12 protein-coding genes and 2 pseudogenes are annotated in these 15,601 nt (G+C 69.8%); 4 read left to right on the plus strand and 10 right to left on the minus strand.

The window, feature by feature from the left end; genetic code table 11:
* Positions 1-3: 3 nt before the first annotated feature.
* The 5 genes and pseudogenes from QM634_RS09380 to QM634_RS09400 all read right to left on the minus strand — a co-directional run.
* Positions 4-1,623, minus strand: coding sequence for an AMP-binding protein (locus QM634_RS09380; RefSeq protein WP_415042513.1), 1,620 nt, complete (start codon positions 1,621-1,623; stop codon positions 4-6).
* A 42-nt stretch (positions 1,624-1,665) separates the two neighbouring features.
* Entirely contained in the window at positions 1,666-2,835 is a 1,170-nt protein-coding gene (locus QM634_RS09385; protein WP_415042514.1) for a lipid-transfer protein, read from the minus strand.
* A 452-nt stretch (positions 2,836-3,287) separates the two neighbouring features.
* Positions 3,288-4,298, minus strand: a pseudogene (locus tag QM634_RS09390) (bifunctional MaoC family dehydratase N-terminal/OB-fold nucleic acid binding domain-containing protein); the annotation flags it as partial.
* A 15-nt stretch (positions 4,299-4,313) separates the two neighbouring features.
* A complete protein-coding gene (locus QM634_RS09395; protein WP_415042565.1) occupies positions 4,314-5,480 on the minus strand; it encodes an acyl-CoA dehydrogenase family protein in 1,167 nt (388 codons plus the stop codon).
* A gap of 117 nt (positions 5,481-5,597) precedes the next feature.
* Positions 5,598-6,743, minus strand: a pseudogene (locus QM634_RS09400) (acyl-CoA dehydrogenase family protein); the annotation flags it as partial.
* On the opposite strand from QM634_RS09400, the gene QM634_RS09405 reads away from it, so the two are divergent.
* Together QM634_RS09405 and QM634_RS09410 are read left to right on the plus strand one after the other, a co-directional pair.
* Positions 6,700-7,614: an alpha/beta fold hydrolase gene (locus tag QM634_RS09405; RefSeq protein WP_415042515.1), complete on the plus strand. Its 915-nt coding sequence runs from the start codon at positions 6,700-6,702 to the stop codon at positions 7,612-7,614. The pseudogene QM634_RS09400 and the gene QM634_RS09405 overlap by 44 nt on opposite strands.
* 35 nt (positions 7,615-7,649) lie before the next feature.
* Positions 7,650-8,180: a hypothetical protein gene (locus tag QM634_RS09410; protein WP_415042516.1), complete on the plus strand. Its 531-nt coding sequence runs from the start codon at positions 7,650-7,652 to the stop codon at positions 8,178-8,180.
* 3 nt (positions 8,181-8,183) lie between these two features.
* On the opposite strand, the gene QM634_RS09415 is transcribed toward QM634_RS09410, so the two are convergent.
* The 3 genes from QM634_RS09415 to QM634_RS09425 all read right to left on the minus strand — a co-directional run bounded on the left by QM634_RS09415 (position 8,184) and on the right by QM634_RS09425 (position 11,619).
* Entirely contained in the window at positions 8,184-8,741 is a 558-nt protein-coding gene (locus tag QM634_RS09415; protein WP_415042517.1) for a hypothetical protein, read from the minus strand.
* Complete coding sequence (locus QM634_RS09420; RefSeq protein ID WP_415042518.1) at positions 8,738-9,322, minus strand: hypothetical protein; 585 nt, start codon at positions 9,320-9,322, stop codon at positions 8,738-8,740. The genes QM634_RS09415 and QM634_RS09420 overlap by 4 nt, the downstream gene beginning before the upstream one ends.
* A gap of 89 nt (positions 9,323-9,411) precedes the next feature.
* Entirely contained in the window at positions 9,412-11,619 is a 2,208-nt protein-coding gene (locus QM634_RS09425; protein WP_415042519.1) for an acyl-CoA dehydrogenase family protein, read from the minus strand.
* 105 nt (positions 11,620-11,724) lie between these two features.
* On the opposite strand from QM634_RS09425, the gene kstR reads away from it, so the two are divergent.
* Positions 11,725-12,396, plus strand: a complete 672-nt coding sequence (gene kstR / locus QM634_RS09430; protein WP_415042520.1) for a cholesterol catabolism transcriptional regulator KstR — start codon at positions 11,725-11,727, stop codon at positions 12,394-12,396.
* Here the strand turns inward: kstR and QM634_RS09435 are convergent.
* Positions 12,393-13,604 carry an alpha/beta hydrolase gene (locus tag QM634_RS09435; protein WP_415042521.1) on the minus strand — a complete coding sequence of 404 codons (1,212 nt, stop codon included), beginning with the start codon at positions 13,602-13,604 and terminating at the stop codon, positions 12,393-12,395. The two genes, kstR and QM634_RS09435, sit on opposite strands and share 4 nt — an antisense overlap.
* 272 nt (positions 13,605-13,876) lie before the next feature.
* Here QM634_RS09435 and QM634_RS09440 point away from each other — a divergent pair, with 272 nt between their 5' ends.
* Entirely contained in the window at positions 13,877-14,467 is a 591-nt protein-coding gene (locus tag QM634_RS09440; protein WP_415042522.1) for a TetR/AcrR family transcriptional regulator, read from the plus strand.
* Positions 14,468-14,474: 7 nt separating this feature from the next.
* Here QM634_RS09440 and QM634_RS09445 read toward each other — a convergent pair whose 3' ends face one another.
* Positions 14,475-15,542: an oxygenase MpaB family protein gene (locus tag QM634_RS09445; RefSeq protein WP_415042523.1), complete on the minus strand. Its 1,068-nt coding sequence runs from the start codon at positions 15,540-15,542 to the stop codon at positions 14,475-14,477.
* Between the last annotated feature and the right edge of the window lie 59 nt (positions 15,543-15,601).

Raw genomic sequence — 15,601 nt, forward strand, 5'->3', positions numbered from 1 at the left:
GCGCTAGACGGCAGCCGGGTCGGCCGCCGACTTGGCCCACTTGTAGTCAGCCTTGCCCGCCGGGGTGCGCTTGACCTCGTCGACGAAGACGACGGTGCGCGGCACCTTGTAGCCGGCCAGCTCCTTGCGGCAGTGCTCCTGCACGTCCTCCAGCGACGGCTCGTCCTGACCCTCGGCGACCTTGGCCACCGCGGCGACGCGCTGGCCGTACTTCGGGTCGGGGACCGGAACGACGAGGGCGTCGGCGATCGCCGGGTGCCCGTGCAGCACGGCCTCGACCTCCTCGGCGTAGACCTTCTCGCCGCCGGTGTTGATGCACTGGCTGCCGCGGCCCAGGAAGACGATCGAGCCGTCCTCCTCCACGTAGCCCATGTCGCCGAGCACCGAGATGCGCGTGCCGTCCTCCATCACCGGGAAGGTGCGCTTGGTCTTCTCCTCGTCCTTGTAGTAGCCGAGGGGGATGTTGCCGATGCGCGCGATGTAGCCGACCTCACCGGGCTTGGTGATCTTCTGGAACCGCTCGTCGACGACCATCATCCGGTCGGTCGGCGGCACCTTCAGGTTGCCGCTGTCGTCCAGGCTGATCTCGCCGTCGTTGCCGGACTCGGAGGCGCCGAAGTTGTCGCGCAGCATCAGGCCCTCCTTGGCGGCGACCATGCGGTCGCGCACGTGCTGGCTCCAGATCGCGCCACCGGAGGTGATGAGGAACAGCGACGACATGTCGACGTCCTCCTTGTGCTTCTCCATCTGCTCGACCAGCGGCAGGCCCATGGCGTCGCCGACGATCAGGATGGTCTGCGTCTTGTCGCGCTCGATGTTCTTGACGATCTTCTCCGCGTCGAAGTCGCGCTCGAGGATGAGGCAGCCGCCCAGGGACAGGAAGGTGAACATCGAGTACGAGGCGGCGCCGTGCATGAGCGGCGCGGCCAGCAGGAAGCGCATCGACGGGAAGTCCTTGACCGCCGTCGCGATTTCCTCGTAGTCCTTGCGCGGGTCGCCGTAGGGGTTGCCGCCCGAGATGGGCTTGCGGAAGAAGTCGTCGTGCTGCCACATGACGCCCTTCGGGTAACCGGTGGTGCCGCCGGTGTAGAGCAGGTACAGCTCCTCGCCGTTGCGCGGCTCGAAGTCGCGCGCGTCGGAGAACTTGTCGACGTCGGCGAAGGAGGCGAGCGCGACCTTGCGGCCCTCGAGCCCGTCGACCGCGGCCTTCAGCTCGTCGGTGATGTCGCCGACGACGAAGACGGCGCGCACCAGCGGCAGCTTGGGCAGCAGCCGGGCAACACTGCCCTGGTGCTCGGGCAGCTCGACGACGATGGCGGCCGAGTCGGAGTTGTCGAAGATGTACTCCAGCTCGGCGTCGGTGTAGCGGTAGTTGACGTTCACCGGGACCGCGCGCAGCTTGATGGTGGCGAGCAGGGCCTGCACGTGCTCGGGACAGTTCTTCAGGAAGAGGGCGACCTTGTCGTCCGGGCCGATACCGCCGTCGGCGAAGAAGTGCGCGACCCGGTTGGCCTGCTTGTCCATCTCCGCGTAGCTGGTCTCCTTGCCGTCGAAGGACAGGACGGGGCGCTCGGGGACCGAGTCGACGACCGTTTCGAAGACGTCGGCGAGGTTGAACTTCATGGTGGTGACTCCCTTGTCGAGGTGTGGGGGCTGGCTGGTGGGTCAGGCGGTCAGGACGAGGCCGCTGGTCGGGACGCCGGTGCCGGCGGTGACGACGATCTTGGTGAGGTCGGGGACCTGGTTGACGGAGGTGCCGCGCACCTGGCGCACGGCCTCGGCGATGCCGTTCATCCCGTGGATGTAGGCCTCGCCGAGTTGGCCGCCGTGGGTGTTGAGCGGCAGTTTGCCGCCGACTTCCAGCGCGCCGGGTTCGGCGATGAAGTCCTTGGCCTGACCGCGCCCACAGAACCCGAGTTCCTCGAGTTGCATGAGCGTGTACGGGGTGAAGTGGTCGTAGAGGATTGCGGCGTCCATGTCGTCGGGGCCGAGGCCGGACTGTCCCCACAGCTGTCGCCCGACGAGCCCCATCTCCGGCAGGCCGGCCAGCTCGTCGCGGTAGTAGCTGGTCATGATGTATTGGTCGTTGCCACTGCCCGACGCGGCACCGGCGATGACCGCCGGCGGGTGCGGGAGGTCTTTGGCCCGCTCGGCCGAGACGATGACGAGCGCGACGCCGCCGTCGGATTCCTGGCAGCAGTCGAGCAGGTGCAACGGCTCGGCGATGTAGCGCGAGGCCTGGTGGTCCTCGAGGGTGATCGGCTTGCCGTAGAAGAAGGCATTGGGGTTGTTGGCCGCGTGCTTGCGGTCGACGACGGCGATCGTGCCGAAGTCCTCGCTCGTGGCGCCGTACTCGTGCATGTAGCGCTGGGCGACCATGGCGACGAACGCCGCCGGCGTGGACAGGCCGTGCGGGTAGGAGAAGGCGTTGTCGGTGCCCGACGAGGTGGCCTGCGTGGCCACCTCGGTGCTCACCTGGCCGAACCGGTTGCCCGACCGCTCGTTGAACGCGCGGTAGGCGACGACCACGTCGCACACACCGGTGGCGACGGCCATCGCCGCCTGCTGCACCGTCGAACAGGCCGCGCCGCCGCCGTAGTGGATCCGCGAGAAATAGTTGAGCTCGCCGATCCCGGTGGCGCGGGCGACCGCGACCTCCATGTTGGTGTCCATCGTGAAGGTCACCAGGCCGTCGACGTCGGCAGGCGTCAGACCGGCGTCGGCGATGGCGGCGTTAACCGCCTCGGCGGCCAGGCGCAGCTCGCTGCGGCCGGAGTCCTTGGAGAAGTCGGTCGCGCCGATCCCGGCGATGGCCGCACTGCCGGACAGGCTCATCGCCAGCCTCCTTCGCGCGTAGCGGTCACGGTCGAGATGACGTGCTTGCCGAGGCTGTTGGTGCCGGTCACCGCGATGGTGGCCCGCTCGCCGTCGATATCGGTCAATTCGCCCGTAAAGGTCAGGGTGTCATAGGCGTACCAGGGCACGCCGAGCTTCAGCGCGATCGAGGTGATCCGCGCGGTCGGGCCGGCCCAATCGGTGACGAAGCGCTCGACGAGGCCGGTGTCGGTGAGGATGTTGACGAAGATGTCCTTGGAGCCGCGCTGCTGGGCGAGGTCGCGATCGTGGTGGACGTCCTGGAAGTCGCGGGTGGCCAGCGCGGTGGCGACGACGAAGGTCGGGGTCGCCTCCACGGTCTGCTCTGGGAGCACCGCGAGCGGCGCCGGCTTCGCGGGCTTCTCGGCCTTCTGGGCACGCTCGACGGGATTCTGGGCACGCTCGGCGGATTTCTGGGCACGCTCGGCGGGGACGAAGGCGTAGTTGGCCCAACCGTCGGGGCTGCGCTTGTCGGCGGGGAAGTCGAGGAACTCGACCTGTACCGGCATGCCGATCGTCACCTCCCCCGGCTCGACGTCGCGGAGCTCGGCGAGCATCCGCACGCCCTCCTCCAGTTCGACGAGCGCCACCACGAACGGCAGCTTGCGGCCGGGCACCTGTGGTGCGTGGTGGACGACGAAGCTGTAGACGGTGCCCTTGCCGCTGGCGACGACGTAGTCGGTGGTGCCGTAGACGCCGTCGGCGTCGCGGGTCGTCCACGTCGCGGGGATCGGCGGGTGCTGGAGCTTGCCGTTTCGATTCGACCCGCTCGCTTCGCTCCCGGCGTCGGGGGGCAGCTTCTGCAGGCGCAGCTCGTGCGCCGCGACACCCTCCCAGAAGAAGGCCGTGTCGCGCGAGGCCTGCGGCCGGATCAGCTTGGCGGGATCCAAGTCGGCCGGCGCGCTCGTCTTCGCAGTGCCCGGCTTGAACTTGAGGATCCGGAAGTCCATCTCGGCGACGACCTCGTCGCCGACGCTCCACGTGTTGTGGGTGGTGAAGAACCAGCCCTCGCCCAGCGCGGTCTTCTTGGGGCCGACGACGTCGACCAGATCAGCAGAGAGCGACACCTGCTCGCCGGGATGCAGGTAGCGGTGGTAGACCGAGTCGCAGTTGGTGGCGACGACGGAGGTGAAGCCGGCCTCGTCGAAGAGTTCGGTGGCCCGACCCAACGGGTCGTCGTCGGTGCGCTGGCCGTGCAGCCCGCGCATCGTCCACACCTGGGCCATCGCGGGCGGCGCGACGATGCCGTCGTGTCCGGCGGCGCGGGCAGCCTCCTCGTCGACGTAGACGGGGTTGTCATCCCCCATCGCCTCGACCCAGTTGTTGATCATCGGCTGGTTCACCGGATCGCGGCCCGGCTTGGGCGCGCTCGCGCCGGCCTCCTTGAGCCGCTGGGCGGCGGCGAGGATCTCGTCGTTGTCCATGGTTCCTTGTCGCTCCTACTGGCGCGGTGCTCGCGGGAGGCCGAGTCCGGCGGTGCCGATCATGTCGCGCATGACCTCGTTGACGCCGCCTCCGAAGGTGATGACGACGTTGCGCTTGGCCTGCACGTCGAGCCAGTCGACGAAGGCCGCGGTCTCCGGGTCGGCGAAGTCGCCGTAACGGCCGATGATGTCGTCGGCGATCCGCATGATGGTCTGGATGCGCTCGGTGGCGAACACCTTGGTCGCCGCGGCATCGGCCATCGAGATGGCCTCCCCGGTCGAGGCGACCTGCCAGTTGAGCAGCTCGTTGATGCGAGCGTAGGCGCCGATCTGGGCCAGCGCCCGGCGGACGTCGGGCCGGTCGTTGATCGGCTTGCCGTCGTGGCCGGGCCGCGCGGCCCACTCGCGGACCCGGGCGGCGATACCGTCGATGCGGCCGGCCGGTCCGAGCATGACGCGCTCGTGGTTCAGCTGGGTGGTGATCAGCTTCCAGCCGTCGCCCTCCTCGCCGACGCGCATCGCGACCGGCACTTTCACATCGCTGTAGTAGGTGGCGTTGACGTGGTGTGCCCCGTCGGCGGTGATGATCGGCGTCCACGTGTAGCCGGGGTCGGACGTGTCGACGATGAGGATCGAGATGCCCTTGTGCTTCGGGGCGTCCGGGTCGGTGCGCACCGCGAGCCACACATAGTCGGCGTCGTGGCCGCCGGTGGTGAAGATCTTCTGCCCGTTCACCACGTAGTGGTCGCCCTCGCGGACGGCGGTGGTGGTGAGCGAGGCGAGGTCGGTGCCGGCGTCGGGCTCGGTGTAGCCGATGGCGAAGTGGACGTCGCCGGTGAGGATCCCGGGCAGGAACTTCGCCTTCTGCTCCGTCGAGCCGTGGACCTGCAGGGTCGGGCCGACGGTCTGCAAGGTCACCGACGGCAGCGGCACGTCGGCGCGGACGGCCTCGTTGGTGAAGATCTGCTGCTCGATCTCGCCGAAGCCCTTGCCGCCGAACTCCGTCGGCCAACCGACGCCGAGCCAGCCGTCGCCGCCCATCTGCTTGACGACCTTGCGCAACGTGGCGCCGTGGCGCTCGGTGAGCAGGGTTTCCTCGTCCTCGGGGCTGATCAGGTTCTCGAAGTAGCCGCGCAGCTCGTCGCGCAGCGCGCGCTGGTCGGGGGTGAGGTCGATGTACATGCCCTCACCCGGCTCCACCGAGGCGGCGGGCTTGCCGGCCGCGCGCGACTGGGCGTCGGCCAGCTCGTCGAGGGTGCCCGATCCGCCGACCAGGCGGGCCAGGTCCTTGGCGATCGAGAAGTAGCGGTGCAGCGGGTAGGTGACGTCGACGCCGATGCCGCCGTGCAGGTGGGTCATCGTGCGCATGGTCGCGGGGATCTCGGCGGCCACCCAGTAGGCGCCGGTGGCGATGTCGGCCTCGGCGTCGAGCCCGTTCGCGAGGCGCCAGGCCGCCGCGGTGGTGACCAGGCTCAGCGAGCGGCCGATCACGTAGATGTCGGCCAGCTGCTGGCCGACCGCCTGGAACAGCGCGATCGGCTTGCCGAACTGGTTGCGCGTGCTCACGTGAGTGGCCGTCATCGCGGTGGCGCCGTCGATCAGCCCATCGGCGTAGGCACTCAGCACGAAGCGGTAGTAGTCGAGCAGCTCGCGCGGCGAGATCGGGAGCACCTCGGCGGCCACGTCGGTGAAGGTGACGGTCGATTCGCTCCAGCCGCTGGAGGCGGGGGTGCGCGCGACGTCGATGCCGGCGGCGTCGGCGGGGACCCACAGGGCCACGTCCTTCTTGCCGTCACGGGCGGTCACCAGGAAGGCGTGGGCACCGTGCGCGCACAGCACGCCGGACTTGGTGCCGGTCAGCTTGCCGCCGGAGAACGTCGCCGAGGGCTCGTCGAGGAGGGACTCGCCGGTCTCGCGGGCGGCGATCGCGAGCCACGCGCCGGAGGCGATCGGGGCGAGTCGCTGGGCCTGGTCGTCGTGGCCGCGCAGGGCCAGGGTCGCGGTGAGCGTGCCGAGCGCCGGGGTGACGGCCGACGCCTTGCCCATCCGCCGCAGCAGCGGCAGGACCGCCGTCGCGTCGAGGTCGTCGCCGCCGACGGCCTCGGGCAGCGGCAACGCCAGCAGACCGGCGTCGACGAGCGCCTGCCAGGTCCGGCGGTCGAAGCCGTCCTCGCCGGTGAACATCTCGGCCGGATCCGACGCGTTCCGCGCGAACACGTCCTCGGCCACATCTGCCACCGCGACCGCCGCCGCGTCGAGACTGAAGTCCACCGTCGCCTCTCCTACGAAAACAAGAACCTGTTCCGACCCAATGTAGTGGGTCGACCGGTCTAATACTAGAACAGGTTCTATTTTCCCGACGGGCGGTTGGCCGTGATCGCGGCGGTGGTTCAATCGGGGCATGAACGCGACGCGAATCGAGATCCCCTCGGGCGATGTGACCATCGTCGGCGACCGGTTCGGCAACCCCGCCGACCCGCCGGTCGTGTTCCTCCACGGCGGTGGTCAGACGCGACACTCGTGGTCGAGTTCGGCGCGCGATCTCGCGGCCGCCGGGTGGTGCACCCTCACCGTCGACCTGCGCGGCCACGGCGACAGCGGATGGTCGGCGAACGGCGACTACGGGTTGAGCCGCTTCGCCGACGACGTCGTCGCGATCGCCGAGCACCTGGGGCGACCGCCGGTCCTGGTCGGCGCCTCCCTCGGCGGCAACGCCGCGTTGTCCGCGCTCGGTGCACACCCCTCGCTTCGCTCGACCGGCGAGGACGTCGAACTCGCCGCCGGGCTCGTCCTCGTCGACGTCTCCCCGTTCACCCAGCGCGCCGGCACCGACCGGGTGCGCGCATTCATGGCCCGTCACGCCGAGACCGGCTTCGCCACGCTGGAGGAGGCCGGTAATGCCGTCGCCGCCTACCAGCCGCATCGCACGCGACCGAAGAACCTCGACGGGCTGCGCAAGAACCTGCGCGAGCGGGACGGCCGGTGGTACTGGCACTGGGACCCCGCCTTCATCCGCGACATCTCGAACGAGGCCGTCCAGCGCGACCGTCACCTCGACCCGGTCCACCTGGGCGCCGCGGCCGCGTCACTGCGGGTCCCGACGCTGCTCGTGCGCGGCGGGGAGTCCGACGTCATCAGCGTCGAGGACTCCGCGCGCTTCCTGCGCGTGGTGCCGCACGCGGAGTTCGCCAGCGTCGGCGGCGCGCACCACATGGTCGCTGGTGACGACAACGCCGTCTTCGAGGACGTCCTCGGCGATTTCCTGGAGCGGCGGATCCGCTCGCGGCTCGCGGTTTTCGCCGCCGTCGACGACTGACCGACCCGGCCGCCTGTGACCTCTACGCTGGTCGCATGCGAGCCATGAGATTCCCCGCCCTGCTGGCCGGAGCGCTCCTCGCCGTCGGCCTGACCGCGTGCGTGCCCACGCGCCAGCCCACGGCGCCCCCGACGCCGACCACGACGTGGGGGCCGGTCCAGCACGACGTCGCGCCGGTCGCCAAGCACTTCCCCGAGTTGGGTGCGCCGGTCTCGACGTCGTGGACGAAGGGGTCGTTCGGCATCGCCTCGACGGCACGGATCGATCTGCCCAGCCCGCCGTCGACGCGCCTCGATGCGATCGTCGAACTCCAGCCCGCCACGGCCGACTCGCTGCGAGCACGGTTCGCCAACGCCACTCCCCCGTCGGCCGGCACCACGCCGGCACCGGAGTTCCCGGACGTGGCGCCGGCGCTGCGATCGGCCCTGCCGGACGGGCAGTATCTCCACAACGACGACACCCTCGGCACCAAGTACGGGTGGAGCGGCACGGTCTACTTGCACCGCGACCGACCGGTGGCGGTCCTGTCGATGTCCCTGCCGTGGGCGACCGGCTTCAGCGGGTAGGACTCACACCCCGACCAGATGCCCGACGCCCGCAGCCGCGCACGCCCACAGCACCGAGGCGAAGGTGCCGATGATGAACTGTTCGCTGGCGTGGTGTTCGCGCAGTTGCGGGAAGCGGGCCAGACCCTTGACACCGAGGATCACCGCGATGCCGGCGGGCCACCCGGCCAGCAGGCTGACCGCGATCGCCGTGCGTTCCAGCACGCCGATGACCCGACCGCCGCGCAAGGGCGGTTCACCGTCGGGGTCGTCGAAGTTCTCGCTGCGCGTCGGGATCCCGCCGGTCGCGAGGACCGCACGCACGAAGTAGCCACCGGTGGCCACGGCCGCCGTCACGGCGACCACGTGGGCCGCGGCCAGACGCGATCCGGTGAGCGCGGTCGAGGACGCGGCGGCGATCGCGGCGCCGGCCAACAGGGCGGCCAAGGCGACGGCCATCGCGGCGTCGAAGCGGCGCAGATCGGTGTCGCTGCGCGCCGGATCGCCGACCAGGCGCGCACGGACGGGCACGCCGGCCAGTCCGAACAGCACCGCCGCGGCCAGGATCGCGGTGGCGATCATCGGTCCTCCTCGCATCGTCGGAGCAACTCTGTCACGAGACTCTGACTGTCGGGCTGCAGATCCCAGCGGGCGGCCCGCAGCCGCAGCGACATGGCCTGCGGACTGATCCCGAGTCGCTCGGCCGCCTTCGCCTGCGACTCGCCGGCGGCGACGAGGGCGACCGCCTCGCGGCCCGCGTCACTGTGCCCGGCGACCAGGTCGATCAGCAGACAGGCCGCCGTCTGCGCGTGTCGGCACCACGGCGACGGGCCGACGACGCGCAACGGCACCCGTCGCCCCTTGGCCGATTCGACGGCCGAGCGGGCCGCCTCGAAGGCGTGGCCACGACCGGCCCGGGTCTGCGCGGGCAGGGGTTGCTCCACCTCGTCGACCCCCACACCGACCGACCAGTGGCCGGAGGCGACGAGATCGACGACCACGGCGCGCACCACGTCCGCGTCGTCGAAGACGGCCTCGACCTCGTCGCCGGCCGTGCGCTCGAAGCCGCGTACGGCGGGCAGGTCGCGGTAGCGGTGCAGCAGCTCGGGCACGCGGTCGGCGTCGGCGCGACTGCCCCGCTGATCGGCGGTCAGCACGAACACGTGATCACCTCTCAAGTCCTAGTACTTGATCATCAGTAATCAAGTCTGATTACTTGATAATGTGATGTCAAGCCCTATGACTTGATTCCCTATCGAGGCATGCCCAGGATCCGCTCGGCCGCGGCGGTCTTGAGGATCTGTGTCGTACCACCGGCGATCGACAGGCATCGGTTGAGCAGGAACAGTTCGGACGCATCCGACGCGAGGGCACCGTCGACGCCGAGCAGGCGCAGCGCGAAGTCCGGCACCCCTTGGCGGTGCACGACGCCGATCAGCTTGCGCACGCTCGAGGCGGCGCCAGGATCATGACCCGCCAGCCGCTGCGAGACCGAGCGGGCGTCGATGGTGCGGCCGTTGTGCGCTTCGGCGACCAGGCCGCCCAGCTCGGCCAGCTCCCCGCCGGTCAGCGGGCGCTTCAACTCGCCGATCTGGCGCAGCAACGAGTCCATCTCCTTGCCCAGGCTCGACCCGCCCATGGCGACGCGCTCGTTGGCCAAGGTGGTGCGGGCCAACCGCCAGCCGTTGTTGACCTCGCCCACCACCAGGTCGTCGGGCACGAAGACGTCGTCGAGGAAGACCTCGTTGAACATCGCGCGGCCGGTGAGCTCGCGCAGCGGGCGGATGTCGATGCCCGCCGACGCCATGTCGACCAGGAAGTAGGTGATGCCCTTGTGCTTGGGCGCCTCCGAATCGGTGCGCGCGAGGCAGACCGCCCACTGCGCGTTGTGCGCCTGCGACGTCCAGATCTTCTGGCCGGTCAGGCGCCAACCGGGTTCCCCGTCGGGACCGGTGCCGCGGACGGCCTTGGTGCGCAGTGAGGCAAGGTCCGAGCCGGCCTCCGGCTCGGAGAACAGCTGGCACCAGATGATGTCGCCGGCCAGCGTCGGCGCGACGAAGCGCTCCCGCTGGGCGTCGGTGCCGTGCTCGAGGATCGTCGGGATCGCCCACCCGGCGATGACCAGGTCGGGGCGGTGCACGTCGGCGGCGTCGAGCTCGGCGTCGATCAGCAGCTGCAGCGCCGGGCTGGCCCCCAAACCGTGCGGCTGCGGCCAGTGCGGCGCCAGGTAACCGGTGCGCACCAACTCGCCGCGGCGCTCGGCCTCGGGCACCGCGGCGATCTTCCGCACGGTCTCCCGCACGTCGGCACGCCGGTCCTCGACCTCGGACAGGTCGATGGAGAATCGGCGCCGCTCGCCGTTGATGGCCGTCTGGCCGAGTTCGGCGCGATCCGCGGCACCGTCGCCGAGGGCGGCGCGCACGGCCAGCGCCGAGCGCAGGTACAGGTGGGCGTCGTGCTCGAAGGTGAAGCCGATCCCGCCGAGGACCTGCACGCAGTCCTTGGCGTTGGCCAACGGCAGCTCGGCGACCAGGGTGTTGCCCACCAGGGTCGCCAGGCCGGCCTGCACGCCCAGGTCGAGGCCGTCGCCACCCCCGGCGAGCAGGTCGTCGACGGCACCGGCCTGGTCCCACGCCGCCGCGGACAGCTGCTCGCTGCGGCAGAGCATGTCGGCGAGGATGTGCTTGATCGCCTGGAAGGAACCGATCGGGGCGTCGAACTGGGTACGGACCTTCGCGTAGTCGACGGCGGTGTCCAGGCACCATTTGGCGACGCCGGACTGGTAGGCCGTGTTGGCGGCGCGCAGGATCGTCCCGGTCTGCACCTCGCGGGGCAGCTCGATCAGTCGCTCGGGGTCCAGGCCGGTCAGGGTGAGCCGCGAGGTCGACATCGTGCCGTCGACGCCGTCGCACTCCTGCGCGTCCACCGTCGCACCGGAATCGGGCGGCAACAGGTACCAGCGGATCCCCTTGCCGGGCAGGACGAGGTTGACCAGCAACGCCGCCTCGGGCACCCAGCCGGCCACCGGACCCAGTTCGATCTTGCCCGCGACATTGGCCGGTTCGACCTCTCGGGAGACCCGGTAGTGGTCGGCGGGGACGACGACGGGCAGGTCGCCGGCGAGGATCTTCTCGGCGACCTCCCCCGCGCGCTCATCGGCCGCGCGGGACGCGGCGATACCGGCGGCCACGGTGGGCGCGATCGGGCCGGGGACCAGGCTGCGGCCGCACTCGGCCACCATTGCGGCGGCGTCGGCGAAGGGGGCCCCGAGACCGCCGCTGTTCTCATCGGCCGACGCGGCGAAGACGCCGAGTTCGGCCAACTCGGGCCACAGGCCCCGCCACGCATCGGCGGAATCGTCCAATTCGGCCCGCGCGATCGCCGTCGTCTCACGCGCCGCGGCCCAGTCGGCGATGGCCTTACAGACCGCGATTTGCTCGGCTGACGTGGCAATTGTCACGGAATTCCCCTGCATGTCTTATTGAAACGACTAACTAGAACCTGTTCTAATATGCCATGTGGCCCTCATTCACTGATAGCCGCAAGCGAAAGGACCGACGAGACGATGGCGCGAACAGCAACGGCAAAGGCTGACGCCGACGAGCGTGAGGACGCGCCCGCCGTCGAAGAGTCCCCCACGGCCTCAGGAGCGACCGGCGGGTCGACCGCCCAGCGCGAACGACGCCGGCGCATCCTCGACGCGACCCTGGCCCTGGCCTCCAAGGGCGGCTACGACGCGGTGCAGATGCGCACCGTCGCCGAGAAGGCCGACGTCGCCGTGGGCACGCTCTACCGCTACTTCCCGTCGAAGGTCCACCTTCTGGTGACCGCGCTGGCGCGCGAACTCGAGCGCGTCGAGTCCCGCGTCGACCGCTCCCAGCTCGTCGGCGCCACCGGCGTGGAACGGCTGCGCACCGTGCTGGACATGATCACTTTCGCCATGCAGCGCGACCCGCTGCTCACCGAGGCGATGACCCGCGCGTTCATGTTCGCCGACGCGTCGGCGACGGCCGAGGTCGACAACGTCGCCAACACCATCGACCGCCTGCTCGCGGGCGCGATCGTCGGCGTCGAGCGCGAGCCGGACGACGAGGACTTCGCCATCGCGCGCGTCATCGCGGACGTGTGGATGTCGAACCTGGTGCAGTGGCTGACCCGCCGCGCATCGGCCACCGACGTCACCAACCGGATGGAACTGACCGTCCGCCTGCTCCTCAAGGGCCGCCGCGCGAGCTAGCGCGGAGCCGGCGCCTTCGGCGCGGGCTTGGCATTCGGCGCGGGCTTGGCCTTCGGCCCCGGACCCGGCTTGGCATTCGGCGCAGGCTTGGCATTCGGCACAGACCTGCCCTTCGGCGCGGGCCTGGGCCCCGGCTTCACCGGACCGGCCACCGGACCAGGACTCACGCCGATGTCGCGGGCGATCATCGGCCAGGTGCGCTTGAGGTCGTCCTGCCAGTAGCCCCACGAATGGGTTCCGCTGGGTCGAGTGATGACCGTGGCCGGGATCCGCAGCTGGCGCAGACGTTGGGCCATCTGCTGGGTGCACAGGTTGACGGCGCTCTCGATCAGCCCGCCGACGACGACCTGGTTCGCCAGTGCGATCGGGTCGTTGTTGACCAGCTTGGCGCCCATCGTGTCGTTGGGACCGGGCAGGCCGGTGCCCGAAGTCATGTAGACCTTGATCCCGCGCAGGCGCGGAGCGTTCTGGTACGGGTCGTTCGCCATCCAGCCCGGTCCGCCGATCGGGCCCCACATGTTGGTGACGTCACCGCGGCCGCGGTCGGAGACGACCATGCGGATGTAGGCCTGGCCGAGCGGGTCCGAGGTCCGCGCGCAGCCACTGTAGGCGGCGACGGACTTGTACAGCCGCGGGGAGGCGATCGCGAGGTTGAGCACCGAGGTGCCGGCCATCGAGATGCCGGCGAGGGCGTTGTTCCCCGACGTCGTGAACTGCTTGTTCAGCAACGGCGGCAGTTCCTTGGTGAGGAAGGTCTGCCACTTGTTGCGCCCGAGGACGGGGTCGTCGCGCTGCCAGTCGGTGTAATACGAGAAGGCGCCGCCGATGGGCGTGGCGACGTAGACGTCCTTGTCGGAGAAGAACTGCTCGTAGTCGGTCTTGGCCGCCCAGGTCGCCGAGTCCTCGCCGCCGCCGGCGCCGTTGAGCAGGTACAACACCGGGCGCGGCTTGCTCGCGTCGCGCGGCTTGAGGACCGTGACCGGGATCTGGCGGTCCATCGACGCCGAATTGACGACGACGGTGACCTTGCGCCCCTCCGCGGGCAGGACCGCCTCGATCGTCGACTGCTTGGTGGCCTTGGCGACCAGGCTCGGGGTCACGACGTTCGGGATCGCGACGGCCAGCCCGATACCCGCCGCGGCGAGACCTGCGGCGCCGATCGCGGGCTTCGACAGCAGCCGACGGCCCGTTCCCTTCCGCATCGCCATGACAAACCCCTCAAATCACATTGGTCACTCCAGTAACACCCTTGAGGGTAGGGGCCTTATATGTCCGGTTCCACTCGGGCCAGCCGTCGTTAGCGCTTCGCAACCACTTTGTGATGGGCAGACGATCGCCGGGCCCGCGCCGCCGACCCATTCGAGTGGTCTGCGCGCGTCGCCGGGGCGACGGATATCCTGTATTGATACTTTGAACCGAGGATGTTTCTATATCTCAAGCAGTGCGCTTGAGCAGGTCGGCACGACGATGGAGGTGACAGGTGTTCCGGACCACCGCCAGCCCCGACGAGCAGCGGGAAGCCATCCTGACCGCCGCCCAGTCCGAGTTCGAGCGCTTCGGCCTGCGCAAGTCATCGGTCGACGACATGGCGCGCGAGGCCGGCGTCAGCCGCAGCACCTTCTACCGACGGTTCCCCAACAAGGAGTCGCTGATCGTCGGCGTCCTGGGCAAGATCGGCGGCCGCCAGCTCGAACAGTTGGAGGCGGCGACGCGCGACTGCACGCCGGAACAGGCCGTCGTCGAAGCATTCTGCGCGGCCATGGGCATGTTCACCGGCTCCCCGTTCCTGCGGGCCCTGGCACTGGAGGGGTCGAGCTTCTTCCCCCACAACGCCGTCGTGAAGTTGCGCCGCAACCTGGTCGACGAGATGGCCGTTCGCGTTGCGAAGGTCCTGAAGCGCTGCGGATCCGACCGCGACTTCGACGACCTGGTCATGGTGTCCGACACGATGGTCCGCCTGGTGCTCTCGCACGTGGAGACCCCGTCGTCGACGGTCGGCCTCGACGACCCCGCAGCCGCGCGGCGCTTCGGCGAGCGCTACTTGGCCCCGCTGGTCGCCGACCACCCCTGAGTCGGAGTCATACCCGGTCAAGACTCCCCTCTCGTTCGGCGTCGGTGAGCGAAGGCGGCGCCGGGACCCCTCGTGCCTGCACCCGACGCGTCGCCTCGCTCACCTCCCGCAGGTCGCCACCGATCGACAGGAGCTTCACCGCGGAGCGCGCGACGAAGGAGAACACCGCGCGCTTGACCCGGCCCGGCTGCTCGAACTCGACGGCCTCCTGCACCGGTGCCGGCATCATGTCCATCAGCGTCCAATAGGCGAAGTCGGCGACGATGCCGAAGCCCCGCGGCGCCCGCAGCTCGACGTACTTGCGGTTGTCGTCGTTGAGGCCGACGTCGTTCATCGACGGCAGGGTCGCCAACAGGTGGAGGCACTCGGCGCGGCTCCGCGGCAGGTCGGTGCCACCCAGCGCTTCGCCGACCCGCGCGTACTCCGCGTAGAACTCGTCCAGGTCGGCGCCCTGGAGCGGCTTCGGGTGATAGCGGACATGGGCGGCGGCCAGGCCGTCGACGACGGTGCAGTAGGTCCAGCGGAAGAACTCGGGGTCGTCGGCGTCATAAGCGACACCGTCGCTGCGCACGCCCTTGACCTTGCCGTGAATCGCCCGCACGGTCTCCGAGAGCGCCTCGGCGGCCTCGGTCGGGCCGTAGACGACGCCGGCGAAGAAGGAGTGGGTGCGCGCGGCCCGCGCGAACGTCCCGGTGGTGGAGAACGTGCCCGGCAGGACGTTGCCGTCGGCGTCGCGACCGGGGAGCTTGGAGTGATCGAACACCGCGGCCTGGATGCCCTGGTGGACGATATCGATGACGGCGGTGTTAAACACGCCCAACCACAGCGACGGTGTGTGAGTGTGGACGTACCAGGATTTGCTGTCCGGGCCGAACCACCCCGGGTCGCCCAGCGGCTCGGCGAACGTCGCCTTCTTGAAGTACGACGGCCGGTAGAGCTCGAACAGCAGGTCGATTGGGTTGAGGACCGCCGTGGGCTTCTCGCGCACCCGTCGAACGATCGGCGAGAAGTCGGGCAGCCCGTCGTCGAAGTAGCGGCCGCCGAGGTCGAGGATCCGGTCGAGCGGTGACGGCACGGCGGACCTCCTTCGCCCCCGGTTCGCGGTTCCGACAGCGCCGGTCCGACCCTGGGATG

The organism is Gordonia sp. (in: high G+C Gram-positive bacteria), from assembly GCF_047606305.1.
GTDB lineage: Bacteria > Actinomycetota > Actinomycetes > Mycobacteriales > Mycobacteriaceae > Gordonia.

Bases quoted from the DNA above. Each gene is read 5' to 3' on its own strand.
- QM634_RS09380 (WP_415042513.1), bottom strand. From the start codon at position 1,623: ATGAAGTTCAACCTCGCCGACGTCTTCGAAACGGTCGTCGACTCGGTC.
- QM634_RS09385 (WP_415042514.1), bottom strand. From the start codon at position 2,835: ATGAGCCTGTCCGGCAGTGCGGCCATCGCCGGGATCGGCGCGACCGAC.
- QM634_RS09395 (WP_415042565.1), bottom strand. From the start codon at position 5,480: ATGTACATCGACCTCACCCCCGACCAGCGCGCGCTGCGCGACGAGCTG.
- QM634_RS09405 (WP_415042515.1), top strand. From the start codon at position 6,700: ATGAACGCGACGCGAATCGAGATCCCCTCGGGCGATGTGACCATCGTC.
- QM634_RS09410 (WP_415042516.1), top strand. From the start codon at position 7,650: ATGCGAGCCATGAGATTCCCCGCCCTGCTGGCCGGAGCGCTCCTCGCC.
- QM634_RS09415 (WP_415042517.1), bottom strand. From the start codon at position 8,741: ATGATCGCCACCGCGATCCTGGCCGCGGCGGTGCTGTTCGGACTGGCC.
- kstR (WP_415042520.1), top strand. From the start codon at position 11,725: ATGGCGCGAACAGCAACGGCAAAGGCTGACGCCGACGAGCGTGAGGAC.
- QM634_RS09435 (WP_415042521.1), bottom strand. From the start codon at position 13,604: ATGGCGATGCGGAAGGGAACGGGCCGTCGGCTGCTGTCGAAGCCCGCG.